The 24,264-nt window shown below is 67.7% G+C and carries 24 protein-coding genes and 1 tRNA gene; 7 read left to right on the forward strand and 18 right to left on the reverse strand.

Annotation, left to right across the window (positions count from 1 at the left end; translation table 11 throughout):
- Positions 1-257 precede the first annotated feature (257 nt).
- The 3 genes from MH112_RS04560 to MH112_RS04570 all read right to left on the reverse strand — a co-directional run bounded on the left by MH112_RS04560 (position 258) and on the right by MH112_RS04570 (position 1,671).
- Positions 258-404 (reverse strand): sulfatase-like hydrolase/transferase, encoded by a 147-nt coding sequence (locus MH112_RS04560; RefSeq protein ID WP_296564489.1) that lies wholly within the window; start codon positions 402-404, stop codon positions 258-260.
- A gap of 159 nt (positions 405-563) precedes the next feature.
- A tRNA-Arg gene (locus MH112_RS04565) sits at positions 564-640 on the reverse strand.
- A gap of 80 nt (positions 641-720) precedes the next feature.
- Positions 721-1,671: an ABC transporter ATP-binding protein gene (locus tag MH112_RS04570; RefSeq protein WP_296564492.1), complete on the reverse strand. Its 951-nt coding sequence runs from the start codon at positions 1,669-1,671 to the stop codon at positions 721-723.
- Between the two features lie 177 nt (positions 1,672-1,848).
- Here MH112_RS04570 and MH112_RS04575 point away from each other — a divergent pair, with 177 nt between their 5' ends.
- Positions 1,849-2,112: a zinc-finger domain-containing protein gene (locus MH112_RS04575; RefSeq protein ID WP_296564611.1), complete on the forward strand. Its 264-nt coding sequence runs from the start codon at positions 1,849-1,851 to the stop codon at positions 2,110-2,112.
- A 140-nt stretch (positions 2,113-2,252) separates the two neighbouring features.
- Here the strand turns inward: MH112_RS04575 and rarD are convergent, their stop codons facing one another.
- Both rarD and MH112_RS04585 read right to left on the reverse strand, forming a co-directional pair.
- Positions 2,253-3,188 (reverse strand): EamA family transporter RarD, encoded by a 936-nt coding sequence (gene rarD / locus MH112_RS04580; RefSeq protein WP_296564495.1) that lies wholly within the window; start codon positions 3,186-3,188, stop codon positions 2,253-2,255.
- 88 nt (positions 3,189-3,276) lie between these two features.
- A complete protein-coding gene (locus MH112_RS04585) occupies positions 3,277-4,308 on the reverse strand; it encodes an aspartate-semialdehyde dehydrogenase (protein WP_296564498.1) in 1,032 nt (343 codons plus the stop codon).
- Between the two features lie 182 nt (positions 4,309-4,490).
- Here MH112_RS04585 and MH112_RS04590 point away from each other — a divergent pair, with 182 nt between their 5' ends.
- The 4 genes from MH112_RS04590 (at position 4,491) to MH112_RS04605 (ending at position 10,118) form a co-directional block, all read left to right on the forward strand.
- On the forward strand, positions 4,491-4,898 hold the full coding sequence (locus MH112_RS04590) for a PaaI family thioesterase (RefSeq protein WP_296564502.1): 408 nt from the start codon (positions 4,491-4,493) through the stop codon (positions 4,896-4,898).
- 191 nt (positions 4,899-5,089) lie between these two features.
- Complete coding sequence (locus MH112_RS04595; protein WP_296564504.1) at positions 5,090-5,371, forward strand: hypothetical protein; 282 nt, start codon at positions 5,090-5,092, stop codon at positions 5,369-5,371.
- A gap of 206 nt (positions 5,372-5,577) precedes the next feature.
- Complete coding sequence (locus MH112_RS04600) at positions 5,578-8,370, forward strand: M16 family metallopeptidase (protein WP_296564507.1); 2,793 nt, start codon at positions 5,578-5,580, stop codon at positions 8,368-8,370.
- Positions 8,367-10,118, forward strand: a complete 1,752-nt coding sequence (locus MH112_RS04605) for a tetratricopeptide repeat protein (RefSeq protein WP_296564510.1) — start codon at positions 8,367-8,369, stop codon at positions 10,116-10,118. Before MH112_RS04600 ends, MH112_RS04605 begins: the two co-directional genes overlap by 4 nt.
- 33 nt (positions 10,119-10,151) lie before the next feature.
- Here the strand turns inward: MH112_RS04605 and leuB are convergent, their stop codons facing one another.
- From leuB to leuC, 5 genes are read right to left on the reverse strand one after another with little or no spacing between them, the layout of a single operon-like run.
- Positions 10,152-11,207, reverse strand: a complete 1,056-nt coding sequence (gene leuB, locus MH112_RS04610; protein WP_296564513.1) for a 3-isopropylmalate dehydrogenase — start codon at positions 11,205-11,207, stop codon at positions 10,152-10,154.
- Positions 11,208-11,244: 37 nt separating this feature from the next.
- Positions 11,245-11,547 (reverse strand): putative quinol monooxygenase, encoded by a 303-nt coding sequence (locus tag MH112_RS04615; RefSeq protein WP_296564515.1) that lies wholly within the window; start codon positions 11,545-11,547, stop codon positions 11,245-11,247.
- On the reverse strand, positions 11,544-12,155 hold the full coding sequence (gene leuD, locus MH112_RS04620) for a 3-isopropylmalate dehydratase small subunit (protein ID WP_296564518.1): 612 nt from the start codon (positions 12,153-12,155) through the stop codon (positions 11,544-11,546). The genes MH112_RS04615 and leuD overlap by 4 nt, the downstream gene beginning before the upstream one ends.
- The gene (locus tag MH112_RS04625; protein WP_296564521.1) at positions 12,155-13,030 is read right to left on the reverse strand and encodes a VOC family protein; all 876 of its coding nucleotides are present in this window, start codon (positions 13,028-13,030) and stop codon (positions 12,155-12,157) included. Before MH112_RS04625 ends, leuD begins: the two co-directional genes overlap by 1 nt.
- Positions 13,030-14,454 (reverse strand): 3-isopropylmalate dehydratase large subunit, encoded by a 1,425-nt coding sequence (leuC, locus tag MH112_RS04630; RefSeq protein WP_296564524.1) that lies wholly within the window; start codon positions 14,452-14,454, stop codon positions 13,030-13,032. The genes MH112_RS04625 and leuC overlap by 1 nt, the downstream gene beginning before the upstream one ends.
- A gap of 303 nt (positions 14,455-14,757) precedes the next feature.
- Between leuC and MH112_RS04635 the strand changes: the two genes are divergently transcribed.
- Positions 14,758-15,660, forward strand: a complete 903-nt coding sequence (locus MH112_RS04635) for a LysR family transcriptional regulator (RefSeq protein WP_296564527.1) — start codon at positions 14,758-14,760, stop codon at positions 15,658-15,660.
- A gap of 75 nt (positions 15,661-15,735) precedes the next feature.
- Here the strand turns inward: MH112_RS04635 and rplS are convergent, their stop codons facing one another.
- Positions 15,736-16,191 (reverse strand): 50S ribosomal protein L19, encoded by a 456-nt coding sequence (gene rplS, locus MH112_RS04640; protein ID WP_296564529.1) that lies wholly within the window; start codon positions 16,189-16,191, stop codon positions 15,736-15,738.
- A 26-nt stretch (positions 16,192-16,217) separates the two neighbouring features.
- Entirely contained in the window at positions 16,218-16,928 is a 711-nt protein-coding gene (trmD, locus tag MH112_RS04645) for a tRNA (guanosine(37)-N1)-methyltransferase TrmD (protein WP_296564532.1), read from the reverse strand.
- Positions 16,929-17,047: 119 nt separating this feature from the next.
- Here trmD and MH112_RS04650 point away from each other — a divergent pair, with 119 nt between their 5' ends.
- Complete coding sequence (locus MH112_RS04650) at positions 17,048-17,911, forward strand: acyl-CoA thioesterase II (protein WP_296564535.1); 864 nt, start codon at positions 17,048-17,050, stop codon at positions 17,909-17,911.
- 28 nt (positions 17,912-17,939) lie between these two features.
- On the opposite strand, the gene rimM is transcribed toward MH112_RS04650, so the two are convergent.
- From rimM to edd, 6 genes are all read right to left on the reverse strand, one after another.
- Positions 17,940-18,443 carry a ribosome maturation factor RimM gene (rimM, locus tag MH112_RS04655; RefSeq protein WP_296564537.1) on the reverse strand — a complete coding sequence of 168 codons (504 nt, stop codon included), beginning with the start codon at positions 18,441-18,443 and terminating at the stop codon, positions 17,940-17,942.
- 101 nt (positions 18,444-18,544) lie between these two features.
- Complete coding sequence (gene rpsP / locus MH112_RS04660) at positions 18,545-19,039, reverse strand: 30S ribosomal protein S16 (protein ID WP_296564538.1); 495 nt, start codon at positions 19,037-19,039, stop codon at positions 18,545-18,547.
- Between the two features lie 18 nt (positions 19,040-19,057).
- Positions 19,058-20,602, reverse strand: a complete 1,545-nt coding sequence (gene ffh / locus MH112_RS04665; protein WP_296564540.1) for a signal recognition particle protein — start codon at positions 20,600-20,602, stop codon at positions 19,058-19,060.
- Positions 20,603-20,824: 222 nt separating this feature from the next.
- Positions 20,825-21,466, reverse strand: a complete 642-nt coding sequence (gene eda / locus MH112_RS04670; RefSeq protein ID WP_296564542.1) for a bifunctional 4-hydroxy-2-oxoglutarate aldolase/2-dehydro-3-deoxy-phosphogluconate aldolase — start codon at positions 21,464-21,466, stop codon at positions 20,825-20,827.
- Positions 21,463-22,437: a glucokinase gene (gene glk / locus MH112_RS04675; protein WP_296564544.1), complete on the reverse strand. Its 975-nt coding sequence runs from the start codon at positions 22,435-22,437 to the stop codon at positions 21,463-21,465. Before glk ends, eda begins: the two co-directional genes overlap by 4 nt.
- A complete protein-coding gene (gene edd, locus MH112_RS04680; RefSeq protein WP_365786205.1) occupies positions 22,437-24,251 on the reverse strand; it encodes a phosphogluconate dehydratase in 1,815 nt (604 codons plus the stop codon). Before edd ends, glk begins: the two co-directional genes overlap by 1 nt.
- Positions 24,252-24,264: the final 13 nt, after the last annotated feature.

The following is a 24,264-nucleotide window of genomic DNA, read 5'->3' on the forward strand; positions in this document are numbered from 1 at the left end:
CTCGCGATTGATAGGGAGCGCGCTCGGTGGGGTCGCTGGCTCGGTTGTAGAGCTAGAACTTCCTGCAAGGCCCGCAGCTCTGTAGCTTCCAGTCGCCGTCGATCACGCGGTTGCTAGGCGGCGGCGCGCCACTGCGGCGGTCGAGAAGATGTCTATGCCGCAGCCCTGATTGGGATAGACCGTGTCGAACGGGATGCCGCTGGGCCACCGAATAACGTAGGGCGCGCGCCGCCTTCGAAGAAGGTCATCTTCCAGCTTCAGAAGGGCATGCTGATTTCGGGGAGGCCAATGTACCCGGCGGCACCGGTGTCGGTAGTGAAGATCACAAGGGTGTTCTGATCGAAGCCTTCGTCCTTCAAAGCTTGGAGGATGCGCCCGACGTTGTTGTCGAGATTGCGGACCATGGCACCGACGACGCTAGGTTCCAGTGCTTTCCGGGGAAGTAGGTCTGGGCCAAATCGAATGCTTCCGCCCTGTGACAACCAGGTCCATATTGGCTCAGGTTATGGTTCAGATTTGCTCGTACAATTTTTCGAGCAATTTCAGCGCCTTAACTAGGCCGTTGGCGCACCCGACACGATTCGAACGTGTGACCTTTGCCTTCGGAGGGCAACGCTCTATCCAGCTGAGCTACGGGTGCTTGTCGCCCTGGGGCGGAGCGGGTTTCTAGCCGAAAGGGGCCGGGACCGCAAACGGGTTTGGGCTGTGTTTTACCCCGCCTTACGCCACCTGCGGGGTCTTGTCGGTGGTGAGGTCGACGAACACGTCCTCCAGGCTCGGATCCTCGGTGGCGATGTCTTTGATGCGCAGGCCTGCGGCGCGGACGGCGGCCAGCACCTGTTCGACGCTGGACTGGCCTGTGCGGTAGGTGACGCTGAAGGCGCCGCCGGGGCGCAGCTTGGCCTCAAAGCCGGCCAGGACCGGGGCGGACTCCACCGGAATTTCCGGGGTGAGCACCACGCTGCGGGTGTCCAGGCGCGACAGCAGCTTGGCGGTGGACTCGCACGCCACCACCTGGCCTTTGTTGACGATGGCGATCTGGTCGCACAGGGCCTGGGCCTCCTCCAGATAGTGGGTGGTGAGCACGATGGTCACGCCCTGGCGGTTCAGCTCGACCACATAGTTCCAGAGCTGGCGGCGCAGCTCCACGTCGACGCCGGCGGTGGGCTCATCGAGGATCAGTACCGGGGGATTGTGCACCATGGCCTTGGCCACCATCAGCCGGCGCTTCATGCCCCCTGAGAGCTGACGCACATAGGCATTGGCCTTGTCGGCGAGACCCAGGGCGGCCAGCAGCTCGTCGGTGCGGCGCTCCTTGCGGGGCACCGCATACATCCCGGCCTGGACCTCCAGGGATTCCCGCGGCGTGAAGAAGGGATCGGCGGCGATCTCCTGGGGCACCACGCCGATGGCCGCACGGGCGTCCCTGGGATGGGTGTCGATGTCCCGGCCCCAGATCTTCACCGTGCCGGAGGTCTTCTTGGTCAGGCCGGCCAGGGTGTTGATGAAGGTGGACTTGCCCGCCCCATTGGGGCCCAGCAGGCCAAAGATCGACCCCCGGGGAATGGCCAGGTCGATGCCGCGCAGGGCCTTCATCTCCGGAGTGGTCTTGGTGGCCGGATAGGTCTTGACCAGGCCCTGGGCCTCGATGGCGAATTCCGGAAGGTCCATGCAGTCCCCTTAGACGCGCGCGCAGGCGGGGGGTTCGTCGGCGCGATCATTGACGGGCCAAGCCCGCCTCGCATACCTAGGCCGCAGCGGCGCTCGCGCCAAGCTACCGACCGGAGATTTCCCATGGCCCGTGCGACCAAACCCCAGGGCGTCAAGGCGCAGACCGCCCCCGAGCCCATGCCGGCCAAGCCGGCGGTCACCGCCCTCACCGCCCAGGGGGGACCTGCGCCAGAGGTGGTCTATGTGCGCTCCCACCGGATCGCCTGTGATGGGGTTGGCGGCGCGCTCGGCCACCCCCGGGTCTGGCTGGAAATGGGCGGGGCCGGGTTTGTCGAATGCCCCTATTGCGACCGCCGCTTCGAACAGGCCCCCGAAGCCGGGGCAGACGCCGCCCCCGAGGCCCTGGTGCCCGGCGTCTATGAAGGCTCCCACGGGCACTAACATCTTCTGGCTGAGCACCCGCACGCCGCAGGCGCTCAAAGATTGAACCACAAAGGGCACAAAGCCCACGAAGGTCAGCGCGGCCTCTTTGTGCCCTTTGTGTCCTTCGTGGTGGTGCTCTTTGGCTGCGCTGCGCGCGGCTAGACCACCGGCGCTGGCAATCTGCGCGACGCCCGCCAGAGGCCGTAGGCGAAGACCCCGACCCCGGCCCAGATGAAGGCGAAGGCGGCGATCTTGGTGAGGCCAAGCGCTTCGCCCTGAACCACGCCGAGCACAAACGTCATGGACGGCGCCAGGAACTGCATGAAGCCCATGGCCGAGAGCGGCAGACGCCGGGCGGCCCAGGCAAACAGCACCAGCGGAATGGCTGTGGCCGCGCCGGAAAAGATCAGCCAGGCGGCCGGGGCGACCCCTTGGGTGAAGTGGTCCCCCCCGGTCTGCGCCAGCCAGAGGGCGAACACCGCGCCGGGCACGCCCAGCAGCAGGCACTCGATGAACAGGCCGGTCTGGGCGTCGGCCTCCACCTGCTTGCGCACGATGGCATAGCCGCAGAAGCTGGCCGCCAGGGTCAGGGACACCCAGGGCAGGCCGCCGATGGCCACGGCCTGGAACACCACGCCAACGGCGGCGAGGCCGATGGCCGCCTGGGCGATACGGTCCAGCCGCTCTCGGAAGAAGATCGCCCCAGCCGCCATGCTGAGCAGGGGATTGATGAAATAGCCCAGGCTGGTCTGCAGCACCTTGCCGTTGTTCACCGCCCAGATGAACACCAGCCAGTTCACCGCGATCAGCAGGGCCGACAGGGCCAGCAGGGCCAGGACCTTGGGCCTGCGGAACACCGCCAGGGCCTGGGCGCTCTGACCGGCCATCCAGACAAACAGCCACGCCACCGGAATGGCCCAGAAGGTCCGGTGGGCGAGTGTCTCCCAGGGGCCGATCCCGTAGCTGCCGATTACCTGGAAGACCAGGGGGATGACGCCCCAGATCAGATAGGCGCTGAGGCCGGCGGCAAACGCGATCGGCGGCGGCGAGACCGAGGCGGACAGGATCGGCGGGGAGAGCGGCGTCTGGGCCACGGGTCGGGCTTTCAGCTTGCGGAGCCCCTACCTAGACCTTCGCGGGGGCTTCACAAGCACTGATCGCGGCAGACCGGGACCCGGTCGGTCAGGCGAGGGCCTTGGTCCCGATCAGGCCACGCTCGTCCAAGAGCTGGGCGATCTGGATGGCGTTGAGTGCCGCGCCCTTGCGCAGATTGTCAGCCACCACCCACAGGTTCAGGCCATGCTCGACGGTGGGGTCGTTGCGGATGCGGCTGACAAAGACCGGGAACTCGCCCTGGGCCTCCTTGGGCGTCATGTAGCCGGTGTCTTCGCGCTTATCGATGACCACCAGGCCGGGGCTTTCCCGCAGCAGGTCGCGGGCCTCGTCGGCGTCCAGGGGCTCGTGGAACTCGATGTTCACCGCTTCGGAATGGCCGACCATCACGGGGACCCGGACGCAGGTGACCGTCAGCTTGATGGCCGGGTCGATCATCTTGTGGGTCTCGTTCCACATCTTGGCCTCTTCGTCGGTGTAGCCGTCCTCGTTGAAGGCGCCGATGAAGGGGATGACGTTGAAGGCGATCTGCTTGGGGAACTTCTTGGGCGGCGGCGCGCCCAGGACAAAGACGCCCTTGGTCTGATCCCAGAGCTCGTCCATGCCCTCCTTGCCGGCGCCGGACACCGACTGATAGGTCGAGACCACCACCCGCTTGATCTTCGCCCGGTCATGCAGGGGCTTCAGCGCCACCACCAGCTGGGCCGTCGAGCAATTGGGATTGGCGATGATGTTCTTCTTGTGGGCGAAGGAAACGTCGTCCGGGTTCACCTCCGGCACGATCAGCGGCACATCCGGGTCCATCCGGAAGGCCGAGGAATTGTCGATGACGATGGGGCCGGCCGCGCCGATCTTCGGCGACCATTCCTTGGAGAAGGACCCCGACACGCTCATCAGCACCAGGTCGACGGTGGAGAAGTCAAACTGGGCGATATCCTCGCAGGCCACCGTCTGGTCGCCGAAGGACACCTTCACGCCGATGGATTTCCGCGAGGCGATCGCGTGAATCTTGTCCACGGGGAATTCCACTTCCTCGAGGATATTCAGCATCTCACGGCCCACATTGCCCGTGGCGCCGACGACGGCCACCCGGTAACCCATCGAACTCTCTCCTGAATGTCTTAAGGCGGAGCGTTCCGTTACGCCGCCGCTGGCATGGGCGCAAGCCGCCCGCCGCAGGGGCCTCGCGGCCACCGCTTCGTGACCCCTCACCTAGGGGCTAGGATCGGAAGGCGCAACCCGTCAGACTTGCGCCCTCAGCGCCCTGCAAGGAACCCGATCCCATGAGCCAGCCCCCCACCGGCATGCCCTTTGCGGACCTGATGGGCGTCCAGATCCTGGAACGGGCCAGGGACAAGGTGGTCGGCCAGCTTCAGGTGCGCGAGGACCTCTGCACCGCCGGCGGCATCCTGCACGGGGGTGCCTTCATGGCCTTTGCCGACGCGCTCGGCGCCATTGGCGGCTTCCTGAACCTGCCGGCCGGCACCCGCACCACCACCCTGGAAAGCAAGACCAACTTCCTGGGCTCGGCCAAGGTGGGGACCACGGTCACCGGCGAGGCGATCCCCTTGCACATCGGCCGCCGCTCCAGCGTCTGGCAGACCCGCATCACCGCTGAAGACGGCAAGCTCCTGGCCCTGGTCCTCCAGACCCAGATGACGGTGGAGTTGGGCCCGGCGCCTAAATCCTGATCACCGGCGCCCGATCCTCCCGCAGCGCAACACTGGTATGCTGCGTCGCAAAATTGTGGCTTGCGGCCCTGAGGAAAGCGCCGCTACACCTGTCCTCACGGCGGTCGACAACGACGCAAATTGACGACGAAGGCCGCCAGAGGAACGCCCCGAAAAGTGGTTGTCATCAACCCCTCTCCGGGATCGAAAAAATGATTGCTCGTATCGCTGTTCTCGCCGCCGTCGCGGCTGTGTCTCTCTCGGCGCCGGCCTTCGCAGGCGTCAAGGTCTCCCTCGCCGGCAAGTCCGCCGAGCAGGTCCACGCCGACATCGTCAGCGCCGCCCGTACGGTGTGCCTGCGCGAAACCACCACCGAAACCTTCCGCGCCTCAGCCCAGGCCCGTTGCGTGAAGTCCACCGTGGAAGCCACCCTGGAAAAGGTCGGCGACGCTGACCTGGCCGCCGTGGCCGGCATGGAGCTGGCCCAGCGCTAAGCTCACCCCATCCCGGGTCAGAACGGCCCGATCGGGACCAACGGGAGAGGCCGGCGGCGACGCCGGCCTTTCTTGCGTCTGGGGCTCTGAACAGCGGCACACCGCCCCCGGTCCGCGAAAACACGCGCATGCCGATTAGTGTTGGCGCCTGAACACAACCTATTATAGATATCCCCGGCTGTTGCTGTTTTGTTCGGGGGTGAACCTTGCGGTTTTGGTGGGCGGCGTCCGCGCTGGCGGCGATAGCGGTGCTTGGCGCTGGCGTGAAGACCGAGGCTGCGGAAGCCCTCCAGGAGGCTCACCCCGATCTGGTGACAGGGACCCTCTCCAATGGGCTCGACTATCTGATCCTGCCACAGCCCGGTCAGACGGGCGTGTCCTTCCGGCTGTTGGTCTGGGTGGGCAGCCAGGCTGAGACCCCACAGTCCCGCGGCATCGCCCACTTCGTCGAACACATGGCCTTCCGGTCGACCCGCAGCTTCGCCGATGGGGAGGTCGAGGCGGCCATGGCCGAGGCCGGCGCGGCGCTCGGGCAGGACCACAACGCCTATACCAGCCGCTGGTCCACCGCCTATCAGCTGGACTTGCCCACCGCAGACGCCGCGGCCCTCACCCGAGGGCTCACCTGGTTGCGGGACGTGGGCGACGGCATTCTTTTCCGTCCCGAAGAGGTCGCCGCCGAGCGGGGGGTGGTGCTGGCCGAGCGCCTGGAGCGCCAGCGATCAGGCGACGCCAATGACGACCTGGAGACCGCCTTCCATTTCCGGCCGGAGGACGCCCTCAGCCCCGGGGGCGAGGCCGCCACCTTGAGCGCCCTGACGCCGGACGACCTTAAGGCCTTCCACGCCAAATGGTACCGCCCCGACCGCAGCGAGCTGGTGGTCACCGGCAATGTGTCGCCAGACAAAATCGTCGCCCAGCTGGAGACCCACCTCGGCGGATGGGCCGGCGCCGGGGCACGACCCCGCATGGCCGAGACCCTGGCCCCGGACCCCCCGGGGGCGTCAACCGCCCTGATCCTGGCCCCGGCGCGCCTGCCGGCGCAGAGCATGGCCTGCCGCAACACCCCCACCCCCGTCGAGGGCCGCGATCCACCGGCCGGCACGCTGGATGAGGACGTGCTTTACGAGATCCTCAACCGACGGCTGGCATGGGCCGCCGCCCATTCCGCGGGGATTTATCAGCTGCAGTTTGCCGCGGCCGGCCAGTACGAAACCCGGCAGGTGAGCTGCGTGCGCGCCGTCCACGCCCCAGGTGCCGGACCCGTCGCCATCGGGATAGCCCAGGCGACCTTGCGCACCTTCGCCGCCCAGGGTCCGACCCAGACGGAGATCGATGCGGCGGTGGCCCGCGAAAGAGCCAAGGCCCGGGGCGCTCTCACCGAGCTTTCCAGCGCCACCCCCGCGGAGATCGCTGACGAGCTGCTTTACGCCACGACCTATGGCCGCCCCTTCCTGCACCCGCACCAGACCATGCGCCAGATCAGCCGGCGGGCACCGCAGCTTTCGCCCCAGGATCTGACCAGGGCTTTCCAGGCGATCTGGCCGGCGGAGAGCCCCCCCACCCTGTCCTTCGAAGACAGTGCGGTCTCTGCTGAGACGGCGCTGGCCCTGTGGCAGGCGGGAGAAGCCGCCCCCCTGGCAGAGCCCCTGCCGCCACCCAGGCCCCTCGCCTATGACTTTGGCCAGCCCGGACGGGTGCTGCGGCGCAAAGATCTGGGCGGCGGCGTCACGGCGCTGACCTTCGCCAACGGGCTGGTGCTCAAGCACAAGGCCAGCGACCTGGCGCCGGGCTGGGTGGAGATCATCATCCGCATGGGCCCGAGCGCCCGAAGCCTCCGTCAGCGGGGCGACGTCGCCGCCCCAGTCGCCGCCGCTGTCGCCGCCCAGATCCTGCCCATGGCCGGTCTGGAAACCCACACCTATGGGGCGCTGCAGGAGCTGTTCCCGGACTGGGACTGGGCCTTTACGGCCGTTCTGACCGACGATGGAGTGGTCATCCGCAATCAGAGCTTCGCCGTCCATGTGACGCCGCAGCTGGGCATGATCACGGCCCATCTGGCGACACCTGGTTTCAATGCGCAAATGGCCGACAATCTGGCGCTGGTGGCGGCCCATCTGGAGCAGGAAAACCGCCTGAATCCGGTGAGCGCCGTCGATTTCGCCGTCGGCCGGGCGATCTGGCCCGACACCCACGGGGCGGCCCTGGATCCCGACACCTATCGTCGCCTGACCCCAGAAGCCCTGCGCCAAGCCCTGTGGCCCTATCTGGTCACCGGCCCTGTCGAGCTCATCCTGGTGGGCGACATCACCGAGGCGCAGGCGATCGAGGCCGCCGCCCGAACCCTGGGCGCTAGACCCCCTCGTCCCCTGTCAAGTCAAGGGCTGGCCCAGGCCCCGGTCGAGCTTGCCCCAGCCCGTCCCGATCGGATCGAGGTCACCCATCAGGGTCCGGCCGAGCGGGGCGCTGCCCGGCTCTCCTGGGCCCATCCGCCCATGGGGGAGTTCAAGACCCAGGCTGCGGCCCTGGCCCTGAGCAGTCTCCTGGAGACGGCCGTGATCGATGAGACCCGCCGGCGTCGGGGGCACACCTATTCCCCCACCGCAGAGCTGTCGAACCCCTTGGATGGCCCCGATCCCGTCTGGCTCCACATGGCGCTGAGCCCAGAGGCCCGCAACCTCGATGAGGTCACCGAGGCCGTGCGCCTGACGGCCCATCAGCTGGCCGCCGCGCCCCCAACTCCGGAGGCCCTGGAGCATATCCGCCGCCCGCTCCTGGCGGAGCTGGAGGCCATGGCGCGGTCAGACGCCTACTGGGCCCACCTCCTGGCCAGCTCCGAGCCCTGGGAGACCAGGCGAACCGAGCTCGACGACCTTCGTCGAGCCGTTACCGCCCTGACCCCCGGTGACCTGCACGACCTCGCCCGGGCCTGGCTGTCGCAGCCGCCCTTCATTGTCCTGGCCCGCCCCGCGGCGGCGCCCATGGGAGACACCCCGTGACTGTGAAATCTTCAATCTCGCCCAAGGCCCCGGCCGCAGGGGTGCTGATGCTCTGCCTCTTGGCCGGGCCCCTTGGCGCCCAGACCCCCACCCCCCAGGAGCTCCCGCCGCAGCTGCAGGCCTGCCTGGAGTCCCCTGCCAACACCGACCCAGAGGCCGCGATTGCCCTCTGTCAGGCCGCCCTGATGGTGGCCGTGAACGATACTGACCGCGCCCTCAGCCACTTCGGCATCGCGCATGCGGCCATGGCGGCGGGGAGCTATGACCAGGCCATGACGGCCGCCGATCACGCGGCAGGCCTCCTGCCTGCCCCTGAGACCCTCGGCCTCCAAGCCAGTTTGCGCTTTCTGGTCAATCGCCATGACGAAGCCCTCGCCATCGCCGAGGCCGGTCTTGGCCAGTTCCCCGGAGACACAGGGCTGCAGCGCACCCGCCTGTTAAGCCACTCGGCCCTGGGGCGAGGCAGCGAGGTCATCCCGGACCTGGAGCGCCTGCACCGGGTCCTGCCTGAGGACCATGAGGTGACCTTAGCCCTGGTCGTCGCCCTGCAGGAGGTCGGCCAGACCCGGCGCCGCGACCAGATTCTCGACCGCGCCATCATCCGAAGCCCGGAGGCATCAGATCTCCGGCTGGCCCGGGCGGTCATTGAGCTTCCGAGCCGCCCTTCCCAAGCCCTCGGCGACCTGGACGTGGTGATCACCCAGACACCGACCCAGAACGCCTACGCCCTCCGGGGCTTTGCCCGGCTCGCCAGCGGCGACGTGGAAGGTGCCCGTGCGGACATGGCCGCCCTCACCGATCCCGCCGCGCTGGAAAGCACGGCCCTTGTCTATGCCTCCTCCGCCGCCGAGGCCCTGGGAGACCAGGCTGGAGCTCTGATCTTTGCCGAGCAATTGGTGGCGACCGCTTCCCCCGCTGATCTTCCGTACAGTCTGACGCGGCGGGGTGATCTAAGGCTCGCGAAGGGGGAGCGAGACCTGGCCAAGGCCGATTTCGAGCGCGCCGCCCTCCTGAATCCCGAGGAAGCGAGCGCCTGGGCCGGGCTGGGTGCCCTGACCCTGCAAACCGATCCGGCTGAGGCCTTGGTCTTCTATCGCCGGGCCCACAGCCTCGCACCGGACGACTCCGGCTACGAATTTGGCCTGGCCGAGGCCCTCTATTGGACGGGTGACTACGCCAATGCCGCAGACGCCTTTGCCCGCCTTGTGAAACGCTTTCCAGATGACGCCGAACTCCATGCGTCCCTGGCCGCCAGCTTGAGAGACCTCGACCAACTCGAGGCGGCGGAGACCCCCAGTCGCCGGGCCGTGGAACTGGCCCCGGACGAGCCCAGCTATAGGATCATCCGCGGCGAGGTGCTGTTTATGCTCGGCGACCTCGAGGGCGCCTTGGAACAGCTCGAGCGACTTCCCGCAGACGCCCACAGCGCCAACACCCGCTACATGGCCACCTTCATTCACCGGGTCCAGGAGAACTATGAGGCCGCCCTTCGGGAGGCGAACGCTGGCTTGGCCCTGGACCCTGAGAACACCGACCTGATGGAGGAGAAGGGCGGGGTCTACTACTTGCTCGACGATCCCCTCAGCGCCCGGGAATGGCTGGAGAAGGCCCTGGCGATCAATCCCCGATTGGGGAGCGCCCTCTTTTTGAGGGGCCTGGTCCGCGCTGAGCTGGGCGACGCCGATGGGGCCGCCGCTGATCAGGCCGCCGCCATCGCTATAGACCCCGCCTTGGCCAATGACCTCTAGAGGTGTGGTCTATCCCGTCGACGAAACCAGGCCTTAGGCCAGCGCGGCGAGAACCGCATCGCCCATCTGGACGGTGGTCAGGTTGCCGCCAAGATCACGGGTGCGCGCCCCGTCTTCCAGCGCCTTGATCACCGCGGCCTTCAGCTGATCGGCGGCCTCGGGGCGGTCCAGCGACCAGCGCAGCGCCATCTCGAAGGACAGGATGGCGGCCAGGGGATTGGCCACCCCCTGGCCCGCGATATCGGGGGCCGAGCCATGGATGGGTTCATAGAGGCCAGGCTTGCCCGGTGCCCCCAGGGCTGCCGAGGGCAGCATGCCCAGCGAGCCGGTCAGCTGGGCTGCAGCGTCCGACAGGATGTCCCCGAACAGGTTGTCGGTGACCATCACGTCGAACTGCTTGGGATTCTTGACGATCTGCATGGCCGCATTGTCGGCCAGGATATGCTCCAGCTCGACATCGGCAAATTCCCGGGCGTGCAAGTCGGTGACCACCTGACGCCAGAGCAGGCCGGAATCCATCACATTGGATTTTTCGGCCGAATGGACCTTGTTGCGCCGGCCCCGAGCCAGCTCGAAGGCCACCCGGGCCACCCGCTCGATCTCGGCGGTGGTATAGACCTGGGTGTCCACGGCGCGCTTGCCGCCGCCCGGCAGGTCCTCGATGAAGCGCGGCTCCCCGAAATAGATGCCCCCGGTCAGTTCGCGGACGATCATGAAGTCCAGCCCCTCCACCAGCTCACGCTTGAGGGACGAGGCATCGGCCAGGGGCCCAAAGCACAGCGCCGGGCGGAGGTTGGCGAACACCTCCATGCCCGCCCGCAGGCCGAGCAGACCGGCCTCAGGGCGCCTGTCCCTGGGCACATTAGCCCACTTCGGGCCGCCAACGGCACCCATCAGCACAGCCTTGGCGGCCTTGGCCAGGGCCAGGGTCTCATCGGTCAGGGGGACGCCGGTCTGGTCATAGCTGATCCCGCCGAAGGGCCGCTCCTCAACCACCAGGTCCGGGGTCAGGGCGGCGATCACCCGGCGGACCTGCGCAGTGACTTCCGGGCCGATGCCATCGCCGGGCAGGAGGAGAAGGTCGGTCATGGTGGTCGCCCCGTCACTGATCGTCTTCGGCGGAGATCTAGACCGCCCTTTGCGAGGCGACCTCGTAGGCGATGAGACGGCGATCGGAAACCCCGAATTCCGGCCAGGCCGCCCGCCAGGCCGCCAGGTGCGGCATCTGGAAATGGGCCTCCAGGGCGCCCTGATCGCGCCAGACCTCAAACACCCGGATCAGGCCAGCCTCCGCCACATCCTCAGCATAGCTGTAAACCAGACAGCCATCCTCGGCCCGGCTGGCCTCCAGCATGGCCCGCATATGCGGCCTGAAGGCCTCCAGCCGGTCGGGCGGGACGCAGATCGTCCCGGCGATGACCAGGGTCATGCCCGCTCCAGCCAGGGGGTATCCAGCGCCCGGGCACTTTCATAGACGTCGATATCGGGTGCCTTCTGCAGGGTCTCACCGATGGCGTCGAGGCCATGCAACATCTTGTGCTTGCGGCTGGGATCGATCTCGAAGCCATAGACGCGACCGTCGGGGGCCGTGACCGTCTGGGCGTCCAGATCGACGCTGATCACATGGTTGCCGCCCTTGGCCTGGCCCATCAGGTCCTCGACCGCCTGCGCCGGCAGCACCACCGGCAACAGGCCGTTCTGGAAGCAGTTATTGTAGAAGATGTCGGCGAAGCTGGTGGAGATCACGCAGCTGATCCCGAAATCCAGCAGGGCCCAGGGGGCGTGCTCGCGCGAGGAGCCGCAGCCGAAATTGTCCCCCGCGATCAGGACGCCAGCGTCCTTATAGGCCGCCTGGTTGAGCACGAAGTCCGGCTTTTCGACGCCGGCCTCATCGAAGCGGAAATCGTAGAACAGACCCTTGGACAGGCCGACCCGGTCCACGGTCTTCAGGAACTGCTTGGGGATGATCTGGTCAGTATCAATGTTGGAGAGCGCCAGGGGAGCGGCCTTGGCGTCGATGCGGGTAAAGGGCTTCATCAGGCGGTCTCTGGCGGTGTGGGTCGCTCGGTCTGCTGGATCATCAAGGTCGGAAGCCCCGGGGCACCCGACCGCACGGTGAAGACCTGGGTGCCCGGCTTGCGGCCCTGGCGCAGGTCAGACACGTCCCATCCGTCGGCGCTCAGGCGGGCATGTACCGCAGCGGGATCATCCACCCGCCAGGCGAGACCGCCGCAGGTGTCTGGCGCGTCAGATGCCGGCGCCTTGAGGCTCGCGCCAAATTCCACCAGGGCTTGCCCACAGCGGAAGAACAGCTGGCGGGCGCCCCAGTCGGGATTGGAGCGGTCCAGGCGCAGATCCAGGCCAAGCTTGGCCCCATAGATGGCCAGGGCCCGGTCGGGATTGGGGGTGCGAACCACCACATGATCCAGGGCACTGACCGCGGCGGCCTCCCCATGGGTGGCCTCCGAAAGCGGCCAGGGCTTTCCGTCCCGGGGCGGGGCAGCCAGCAGAATATTGAGCCCCCCGGTGGTGGCCGCATCCAGGGTCGAGGTGGTCCAGTAGCGCTTGCGTCCGTCCGCATGGATGGTGCGCACCGTGCCGGGATCAGTGGCCGCGATCCCCCGCCGACGCAGCAGGCCGATGGCGGCCTCAAGGTCGGGGGTCGTGAAGGCCAGGGCCCAGACCCCTTCCCCGTGGGCATCAATATGGGCCTTGATCAGGTCGCCAAAGCCCCCCTCGCCGTCCGGGGCAATGACATCCAGGGCCATGTTGGGCAGCTGGAACCAGGCCTGGCGGATGCCGCCCTCGGCTCCGATCCAGTTGGGGGTGCGGCCCAGCAGCCGGGTATAGGCCTCGATTGCCTGATCGAGGTCGCTGACCACCAGGGCCACATGGTCAAGACCGCTGATCATCAGATATAGGCCCGCACGTCGGTGAGATGGCCCGCAATGGCCGCAGCTGCTGCCATGGCCGGGCTAAGCAGGTGGGTGCGACCGCCCCGGCCCTGCCGGCCCTCGAAATTGCGGTTGGAGGTCGAGGCGCAGCGTTCGCCCGGCGCCAGGCGGTCGGGGTTCATGCCCAGGCACATGGAACAGCCCGGCTCCCGCCAGTCGAAGCCAGAGGCCTTGAAGATGGCGTCCAGGCCCTCGGCCTCAGCCTGTTCTTTCACCAGGCCTGAGCCTGGCACCACCATGGCCCGCACATGGGGTGCCACCAGCCGGCCCTCCAGGAAGGCCTGCTGGACGACGGCGGCGGCGGCGCGAAGGTCCTCGATCCGGCTGTTGGTGCAGGACCCGATGAACACCCGGTCGATCTTCGCCTCGGTGATCAACTGACCGGCGGCAAGGCCCATATAGTCCAGGGCCCGCTCGGCCGAGGCCCGCTTGTCAGGGGTCGCAAAGCTGGCCGGATCGGGCACCCGCCCATCGATGGGCATCACGTCTTCGGGGCTGGTGCCCCAGGTGACCAGCGGCGCGATCTGGGCCGCATCAAGAACGATCTCCCGGTCGAAAACCGCGTCCTCGTCGGTGAAGAAGGTTTTCCAGTGGGCCAGGGCCATGTCCCAGGCTGCACCCTTGGGGGCTGCGGGCCGACCACAGATATAGTCGAAGGTGGTCTGGTCCGGGGCCACCAGACCCGCCCGGGCTCCCGCCTCGATGGTCAGGTTGCACAGGGTCATACGCCCTTCCATCGACAGGGCGCGGATGGCGTCGCCGGCATATTCGATCACATGGCCGGTGCCCCCGGCCGTGCCGATGGCGCCGATCACGGCCAGGGCGAAATCCTTGGCGCCAACGCCGGGTGCCGGCGTCCCCTTGATGGTGACGCGCATGTTTTTCGACTTGGCCTGGCGCAGGGTCTGGGTGGCCAGGACATGCTCGACCTCAGAGGTACCGATTCCCTGGGCCAGGGCCCCGAAGGCGCCATGGGTCGAGGTGTGGGAGTCGCCGCACACGATGGTCATGCCCGGCTGGGTGCGGCCCTGCTCGGGGCCCACCACATGGACGATGCCGTTCCGCAGATCCCCCATGGGGAAGTATTCGATGCCGTTCTCGGCCACATTGCGCTCCAGGGTCAGGAGCTGCAGGCGGGCCTCCTCATCTGCCACGGCGCCGGCGCCCAGGGCCTGACCCTCGGTGGGCACATTGTGGTCGGCCACCGCCAGGGTGCGGTCAGGCCGGCGAACCGGGCGCCCGGCCGCCCGCAAGCCCGCAAAGGCCTGGGGTGTGGTCACCTCATGGATCAGGTGCAGGTCGATATAGAGGATCGACTCCCCGTCGCCTTGCGCAACGAGGTGAGCGTCCCAGATTTTGTCATAGAGCGTCTTGGCGGCCATGGGCGGCTATGTAGGTGCGCAAAGGCCATCACGTAAAGGTCGCAAGCGGCCTGGCAAGCCCGTTCAATGCGACGACATCTTGGAATTGCGCCTCGGCGAAGTCCCTTTGCAGAGCGATGATCCCCAAGGGTCCCAGGCCGATCTGGTCGGTCAGAATGGGGTTCTGGGGGCTGCAGCGGCCGGTACGTGGGGCCGCAGGTTAGGCCGTCTCCAGGGGGCAAAGCCTTCTCCCGACGCTCCGAGACAGACCCTCGCGGCGCGTCGAACATTGTGTGGCGCCCCGTCAGCCCCCATCATCGACCCATGCCCGCCAATGCCGCGACCGACTGGGACCTGTTCCAAAGCCTGCACGCCGTGCTGGAGACCGGAAGCCTGTCGGCGGCCGCCCGGACCCGTGGCGTCTCCCAGCCCACCATCGGGCGCCATATCGAGGCCCTGGAGTCCCGACTGGGGGCGCCACTTTTTTTGCGCTCCCCCCGAGGCCTGCAGCCTACGGAACTGGCGCTGGAGCTTCGGCCACGGCTGGAGGATATGGCCGCGGCGGCGGCGGCTGCCTTACGCGATGTGGCCGGGGCCGCAGCCCAGACGGGCGGCACGGTGCGCGTGACCGCCAGCGAGTTGGTCGGCTGCGAAATCCTGCCACCGATCCTGGCCACCTTTCATGCCGCCCACCCGATGATCGAGGTCGAGCTCACCCTCTCCAACGAACAGGCCGATCTCAGCCGCCGGGACGCTGACATCGCGCTCCGCATGACCAGGCCCACCCAGAACACCCTGGTCGGACGGCGCGTCGGGGTGGTTCAGATGGGTCTCTTCGCCGCGCCGTCCTATGTGGCCCGGCGGGGACTTCCCACCGATGTCGAGGCCCTGGAGCGCCACGCGATGATCGGCTTTGACCGAAAGACCCCCAAGCGCGCCGTCGATGTCGACATTGGCCGGCCAGTGACCCGCGAGGTGTTCGCCTTTCGTAGCGACAGCGACATGGCCCAACTGTCGACCTTGAGGGCGGGGCTGGGGATCGGCATTTGCCCCCTGCCGATTGGCCTGCGCGATGGTCTCGTGCCCATCCTGCCAGACCGGGTGTCGCTGGATCTGGAAATGTGGGTCTGCATGCCGGAGGGCCTGCGTACCACCCGGCGGATGCGGCTGATGTTCGACCATCTGGTCGCCGCCCTGACGGAAGATCTTCGGCCACCACGGGCCTGAACGACGGTCCGAAGTGAAAAGGGCGGCTGCAGGAGTCTGCAGCCGCCCTTCATGTCAGGGTCCGCGAAAGACGATCTAGTCTTCAGCGTCCTTTTTCTTGGGGGCGTTGGCGGCGGCTGAGGCCTCCGCACGGGCGGTGCGTTCAGCCTTGTCGGCCTCGCGCTCGGCCGGGGTCATCTGGCGTTCGGCGATCCGCGCCGACTTTCCGCGACGATCACGCAGGTAATAGAGCTTGGCGCGGCGCACGACACCGCGGCGCTTGACCTCGACGGACTCGATCATCGGCGACAGCAGCGGGAAGACCCGCTCCACACCCTCGCCGAAGGAAATCTTGCGGACCGTGAAGTTCTCGTCCACGCCCTCGCCCGACCGGGCGATGCAGACGCCTTCATAGGCCTGGACGCGCTCGCGCTCGCCTTCCTTGATCTTGACGTTGACGCGGACGGTGTCGCCCGGACGGAAGTCGGGGAAGTTGCGGGCGGTCTTGAGGCGGTCGGCCTCTTCCTTGCGCAGCTGCTGGATCACGTTCATCGGTTCAGTTCCTGTGTCACTGGGCTTTAAGCGCCCTTTGCCTGTTGATTGGCGAGATGCTGCGCCCAGAGGTCTGGCCGCCGCGCCCGCGTGGTCTCTTCCCGCTGCTCTGCCCGCCATTTGGCGACCTCAGCGTGGTGCCCTGAAAGCAGCACCGGCGGGATATCGCGCCCCTCGAACGTCCGCGGTCTCGTATACTGCGGATGCTCCAGGAGCCCGTCTTCAAAGCTCTCTTCACTCAAACTCAGCGCCTGACCCAATACGCCGGGCACCAGACGTACACACGCCTCGATGGTCAGCATGGCCGCTACCTCGCCACCGGCGAGAACAGCGTCACCCACGGCGACCTCCTCGAACCCCCGGGCGTCGAGCACCCGCTGGTCCACCCCCTCGAACCGACCGGCCAGGACGATGACGCCCGGACCGCTGGCCCATGTCTTGACCCGCGCCTGGGTCAGGGGCTGACCCCGGGCGCTCATATACAAAAGCGGCCGCCCTCGCCGCTCCACGCTGTCCAGCGCTGAAGCGATGACGTCCGCTCGCATCACCTGTCCCGGACCGCCCCCCGCAGGGGTGTCGTCGAGGAAGCCGCGCTTATCCTTGGAAAAGCTGCGAATGTCCACTGTTTCCAACGTCCATAGCCCCTGCTCGCGCCAGGCGGTTCCGATCAGGGAAACCCCCAGCGGGCCGGGAAAAGCCTCGGGAAACATGGTCAGGACGGTGGCGTCGAAGGACATGGCCCCATCTGCACCAGCCGGCAGGCAAAAGCCAAGACCCTGGCGGCGGCTTGCCCCTGTGCGCGGCAGGGGTTAAGCCCTGGCGCTTTCGCACCTGCAACATACGATAAGTCATTCCCATGGACAGCCCCGAGATCCTGCCTGACACCCTGGCGCTGGAACGCATCGAACAGAATCTGTTCCGCGGCGTGAGTCCGCAGGGGGGACCCCCGCGCATCTTTGGCGGCCAGGTCATCGCCCAGTCGCTGCTGGCAGCCTATGAAACCGTCGAAGAGCGCATGTGCCATTCCCTGCACTGCTACTTCATTCGCCCTGGTGACCCGCGCATCCCGATCCTGTTCGAGGTCGACCGCTCCCGGGACGGGGGCACCTTCACCACCCGGCGGGTGGTGGCGATCCAGAACGGCAAGCAGATCTTCAACCTCGCCGCCTCCTTCCAGGTGGTGGAAGAGGGCTTTGAGCACCAGTCGCCCATGCCCAGCGTCCCGGGCCCCGACGACCTGCCCTCAGATGCAGAGTCCATGAAGAAGGCCATGGAAAAGGCCCCGCCGGAGGTGCGCAAGATGATGTCGCGGCCCCGGCCCATCGAGATGCGCGGCCGCGATGCCTTTGGCTTCGCCGGCTACAGCACCCCGCGGGAGGGCAAGTCCGATGTCTGGATCCGCGCCACCGGTGCCATTGGCGATGACCCGCGTATGCACCAGGTCATCCTGGCCTATGCCTCGGACATGAACCTGCTGTCTACCGCCATGCGGCCCCATGGGGTGGTCTGGCAGACGCCGGGCCTGCAGTCGGCGAGCCTGGACCACGCCATGTGGTTCCATAAGCCGTCCAACTTCAACGACTGGCACCTCTATACCCAGGACAGCCCCTCGGCGTCCGGCGGACGTGGCTTTGTGCGTGGTGCCCTCTATGCCCAGGACGGAACCCTGGTGGCCTCAGTGGCCCAGGAAGGTCTGATGCGGCTGCGCCAGGGGGACTGAGGGGCCGGGCGGCGGCAGGGCTGTCGCCCTACTCCGTCTCTTCCGGCGGGATAGCGATCAGTCGGCCCTCGGCGAGCTTCACCTCGGGCACCGCCTCGCGGGTAAAGGGCAGCCACCAGGAGGGGCCGCTTGTGGGCTGAACCTCAAGCAGATCCCCAGCCCCGAAATCCTGCACGGACTTCACCTCCCCCAGGCGTTCGCCACCGGGCGTCTCCACGACGGCCCCGATCAGGTCGGTGAGATAGAACTCGTCCTCCTCCGGGGGCGGCAGGGCCTCACGGGGAATGAACAGGCTTAGCCCCCGGGCGGCCTCAGCCTGCTCGCGGGTCTCAATTTCCTTGGCACGCGCCACCACCCCACCCTTGACCGGCCGGGCGCCGCTCAAGGTCAGTCCGACAGACCCGTCCTTACGCAGCAGGGCCTTGAACGCCGCCACGGACATGGGGTCTTCGGTGAAGGTGGTGATGCGGAGTTCGCCGCGGACGCCAAAGGCCCCCGCCACCCGGGCCACCTGAATCAGCTTATCGGGCATCGCAACCTTCGCGGCAGGAGGTCTTGTCACCAAACGCGCTCATCGTCTGCCCCCCTCGGGCGCGGCCCAAGGGTGACAGACGAGACGTCAGGCGCAGGCTCTTAGCCTTCCTTGGTGTCTTCCGCAGCAGGTTCAGCCGCGGCCTCTTCAGCAACGGGGGCGGCCTCGGCGGCTTCGGCGGCGGGCTCTTCAGCAACGGGGGCCTCGGGCTCGGGCTCAGGGGCGGGCTGGGCGGCAGCCTCGGCCTCGGCGGCGACGCGGTCGGCCTCGCGCTGGGCGCGCTCTTCAGCCCGCTCCTTGGCCTTGCGGCCCGGCTCGGCCTTCTGCGGGTTGTTGCCGTGCTCCCACTTCACCAGCCCCTGCTGGGACAGGAAACGGGCCACGCGGTCGGTGGGCTGGGCGCCCTTCTTGACCCACTCCTCGATGCGCTCGATCTTCAGGACGACGCGGTTGGGGTCATCCTTCTTGAGCAGCGGGTTGTAGGCGCCAACCTTCTCAATGAAGCGGCCATCGCGGGGCGCGCGGCTGTCAGCGACGACGATCGAGTAGTAGGGGCGCTTCTTGGCGCCACCGCGGGACAGGCGAATCTTGAGCATGAATGTTCCTTGTGAGCTCTAGGATTTCTTGAAGGGATTGATTCCTGGGGGCAGACCGCCACCCAGACCGGGAAGTTTGGGGAGACCGCCCATGCCCGGACCACCAAGACCGGGACCACCAAGACCGGCAAGGCGCGCCTTGGCCTCCTCGATCTCCTGTGGGGTAGGGGCCTTGCCGCCCCCCATGGCCTTCAGGCGCGCCATATCGGCCCCGCCTGCGCCACCAGTGAGCATGCCCGCCATCTTGGCAAAGCCCTTGCCCCCGTCGCGGCTCATCATCTTGAAGGCGTCGGCCATCTGGCGATGCTGCTTCAGCAGCCGGTTGACTTCGGCCACCTCGACGCCGGCGCCCTTGGCGATGCGGCGCTTGCGCGAGGCCTGAAGAATATCGGGCTTCTTGCGCTCGGCCTTGGTCATGGACGAGATGATCGCGGCCTGTCGGTCCAGGGACTTGTCCGAAACATTGGCCTCGGCCATCTGCTTCTTGACCTTCTGGACCCCGGGCAGGAAGCCCATCAGCCCTTCCATGCCCCCCATCTTCTTCATCTGGGCAAACTGGTCGGCCATCATGTCCAGGTCGAACTGACCCTTGGCCAGCTTCTTGGCCATGACCTCGGCCTTGGCCTGGTCAAAATCCTGCGCGGCCTTTTCCACCAGGGCGACCACGTCGCCTTGGCCGAGAATACGGCCCGCCACTCGGCGGGCGTCGAACACGTCCAGGCCGTCGATCTTCTCCGAAATGCCCAGGAACTTGATGGGCAGGCCGGTGACCGCGCGCATGGAGAGCGCCGCCCCGCCGCGGCCGTCGCCGTCCGAACGGGTCAGCACCAGGCCGGTGAGCGGCAGGCGCTCGTGGAAGGCTGTGGCCGTGCGCACGGCGTCCTGGCCGGTGAGCGCATCGGCCACCAGCAGGGTTTCAGAAGGATTGGCGATCCTGGCGATCTCGGCCGCCTCGGCCATCATCGCCTCGTCCAGGGTCGTGCGACCGGCGGTGTCGAGGATCAGGACGTCATAGCCCTGCAGCTTGGCGGCTGAGAGCGCGCGCCGGGCGATATCGGGCGCCGACTGGCCTGCGACGATGGGCAGGCTGTCGACCCCGGCCTGGGTGGCCAGGGTGGCCAGCTGTTCCATGGCGGCCGGCCGCCGGGTGTCGAGGGAGGCCAGCAGGACCTTCTTGCGCTCCCGGACCAGGCGATGGGCGAGACGTCCGGCGGTGGTGGTCTTACCCGAGCCCTGCAGACCGGCCATCATCATGACCGTCGGGGGATTGAGCGAGAGGTTGAGCCCCTCGACGTTTTCGCCGCCGAGCATCTCCACCAGGCCGTCATAGGTGATCTTGATCACCTGATCGGTGGGGCGAACCGAACGCAGCACCTCTTCGCCGGAGGCCCGCTCCTTGGCCTTGGCGATGAACTCGCGGACCACCGGCAGGGCCACATCGGCCTCCAGCAGGGCGATTCGGACCTCGCGCAGGGCCTCGTCGATGTGCTTTTCAGACAGCACACCGTGGCCCGACAGACGGTCGAATACCCCAGACAGCCGTTCAGAAAGTGCGTCGAACATCGGTTCTCCCATGACGTGACCGCGTCACGCCCGCTGCCTTCCGTTGGTCTTGGCCCCCCGCGAACAGGGAAGCCAGGAGCCCAAACGCGATCGACCCCCGTGGACGATCACGTCGACGGGGGGCCTCGCCGCCCTCGTCCCATATGGTGATGGGGGTCGTGGCGGAGGAGGGCGCTGACCGAGGTTGCGCCGGAAGGGCGGGCTTATGCGCCTGTGGATGCTTTAGGTCAAGGTCAGCGGCGCGGCGCGGCGGCGCGGCAGGTCAGCCGCAGCCCTGGCCAGCCCGGTGATCGTCGCCCAGTCTCCAGCGGCCACTGCAGCCTTAGGCGCTACCCAGGAGCCCCCGATACAGGCCACATTGGGCTCGTTCAGATATTCCGCCGCCCGGGCCGCATCGATGCCGCCTGTGGGGCAGAACACCGCCTGGGGGAAGGGGCTGGCGAAGGCCCGCAGCAGGGGCACGCCCCCCACCACGCTGGCCGGGAACAGCTTGAACGCGGTGAAGCCCCGCTCCAGCCCAGCCATCAGCTCGCTGGCCGTGGCGACCCCAGGCAGCAGGGGGATCGGCCCCTCCAGCCCTTCACCGGGGATCAGGCCTGGACTGACGGCAAACCGGGCGCCGGCCCGGGCCGCGGCCTGACGGGCGGCGGCTGAGGTAATGGTGCCGGCCCCGACCACGGCGTCCTCGACCTCGCCGGCGATGGCGGCGATGGCCTCCAGGGCGGCGGGGGTGCGCAGGGTGACCTCCAGGGCCCGCAGGCCGCCCTGGGTGAGCGCCCGGGCCAGGGGGACCGCGTCGGCCACATCATCGATGATCAGCACCGGCACCACCGGGGCCAGGGCCATGATGTCGTCCAGGGTCACAGGCGTACGCCTTCCAACTGGGCCAGTTCCCGGGCGCAGCCCACCAGGGCCGGGAACGGATGGGTAATGAGAAAGGTGGGAATGTCCCGGACATAGGGTGCCAGCCGCCCCTTGGCCTCGAACCGGGCGCGGAACCCCCCGGACATGAGCCGCTCAACCAGGCGGGGGGGAATGCCGCCCCCCACATAGACCCCGCCCCGGGCGCCATAGGTGAGGGCCAGGTCCCCGGCCACGCCCCCCAGGATGGCACAGAACCGGTCCAGGGCCGCCCCGGCTCCGACATCACCCGCCGCGCCGGCCTCGATCAGCCGCCGCTCATCGGCCAGGCTTGGCGTCCGGCCAGCCATGTCCTCCAGGGCCACATAGAGATCATACAAGCCCTGACCTGACAGGACCCGCTCCACCGACACCCGCCCATGGACAGCCTGCAGTCGCCGCCAGACCTCGGCCTCGACCGCGTCATGGGGGGCAAAGCCCGTGTGGCCGGCCTCGGTGGCCACGGCAATGTCCACATGGGCCGAGCGCGCCACGGCCGCCACGCCAAAGCCTGTGCCTGGCCCCAGCACCACGATGGGACAGGTGGGGGAACCGGGCAGGTCCGGGCCGATCCGGCGCAGGTCGGCGGGATCAAGCACCGGCGCGGCCATGGCCTGGCCGGCGAAGTCATTGACCAGCTTGATGGCGTCGAAGCCAAAAGCGGCGATCAGCTCGGTCTCCGAAACCTGCCAGTCGAGATTGGTGAACTCGATCTCGCCGTCGACCACCGGGCCTGCCACCGCGATCACCGCCTTGGCCGGGCGCTTTCGGCCCGTGGTCTCGGTCAGATAGGCCGCAATGATCTCATCTAGGGCACCATAGTCGGCACAGGCATAGGTCTTGGCATGGCGCAGATGGCCCTCGCCATCCACCAGGGCGAACCGCGCATGGGTGCCCCCCACATCGCCCACCAGACCCGCATAGACCATGGCCATCAGACTACGTCCTCAAACAGCACCGAGGCGCCTGCCTCGGCCGGGCCGGTCGCGCGACGCATCCAGCCAAACAGCTCCCGGCCATAGCCCCGGACGGGACCGGGCGCTACAGCCGCAGGCCGGGCGTCCAACACGGCGGGATCCACCTTGATCTCCAGCCGACCGGCCAGGGCGTCCACCAGGATCAGGTCACCGTCCCGGACCCGGGCCAGGACCCCGCCATCGGCCGCCTCTGGCGTCACATGGATGGCGGCCGGTGCCTTGCCTGAGGCCCCTGACATACGCCCATCGGTGACCAGGGCCACCTTCAGACCCCGCTCCAGCAACACCACCAGGGTGGGGGTCAGGCTGTGCAGCTCGGGCATGCCATTGGCCTTCGGCCCCTGGAAACGCACCACGGCGACGAAGTCCTCGGTCAACTCGCCGCGTCGAAAGGCGGCCAGGAGGTCCTCCTGATCGTCGAACACCTTGGCCGGGGCCTCGATCACCAGATGCTCAGGCTTCACCGCCGAGGTCTTCATCACCGCCCGGCCCAGGCCACCCCGCATCAGGCGCAGCCCCCCCTCCGGCTGGAAGGGATCGGCCACCGGCCGCAGGATGTCGAGGTTGAGGCTTTCGGTAGGCCCTTCCCGCCACACCAGCCGACCCTCCTCAAGGAAAGGTTCGCGCTGATAGGCCCGCAGGCCGCCCCCGGCCACGGTCACCACGTCCTCATGGGCAAGACCCGCGTCCAGCAACTGGCGGATGACAAAGGCCATGCCCCCGGCGGCCTGGAAGGCGTTCACGTCCTCCGACCCGTTGGGGTAGACCTTGACGATCAGCGGCGTGACCCGGGACAGGTCGTCGAAATCGGCCCAGGTCAGCTGAATGCCCGCCGCCCGGGCAATAGCCACCATATGCAGGGTGTGATTGGTCGACCCGCCGGTGGCCATCAGCCCGACGATGGCATTAACCATGGCCTTCTCATCCACCACCGCGGCCATGGGCGTGTAGGCCTCACCGGCCGCGATAATCTCCACCGCCCGCTGGGCCGCAGCCGCCGTGAGGGCCTCACGCAGGGGCGTGTTGGGATGGACAAAGGCCGCCCCGGGCAGGTGCAGGCCGGTCATCTCCATCATCATCTGGTTGGTGTTGGCCGTCCCATAGAAGGTGCAGGTGCCCGGGCCGTGATAGGACTTCATCTCGGAGTCCAGCAGCACCTCACGGCTGACCTTGCCCTCGGCGTAAAGCCCGCGCACCCGGGCTTTCTCAGCGTTGGAGAGCCCAGAAGTCATGGGGCCGCCAGGCACGAAGATCACCGGCAGGTGGCCAAAGGCCAGGGCGCCCATGGTCAGGCCCGGCACAATCTTGTCACAGACCCCCAGCATCAGCGCCCCGTCGAAGGCGTCGTGGGTCAGGGCGATGCCGGTCGACATGGCGATCACGTCCCGGGAGAACAGGGACAGCTCCATCCCCGGACGGCCCTGGGTCACCCCATCACACATGGCCGGCACCCCGCCGGCCACCTGGGCTGTGGCCCCCACCGCCTCGGCGGCGGCGCGGATCACATCGGGAAACCGCTCAAAGGGCTGATGGGCCGAGAGCATGTCGTTATAGGCCGTGACAATGGCCAGGTTCGGGGCGTTGGGATTGCGCATCTTGGCCTTGCCGTCCTCCGGCAGGGCAGCGAAGGCATGGGCAAAGTTGGCGCAGGACAGTTTGGCCCGGCCAGGACCAGAGGCCTGAGCCGCCGCCATCTGGGCCAGATAGGCCGCACGGCTGTCCCTGCTGCGGGCGATGATCCTGTCAGTCACCTCGGCGACTACCGGATGGATAGGCATGGGGGCT

It is taken from the genome of Phenylobacterium sp. (assembly GCF_022402485.1).
GTDB lineage: Bacteria > Pseudomonadota > Alphaproteobacteria > Caulobacterales > Caulobacteraceae > Phenylobacterium.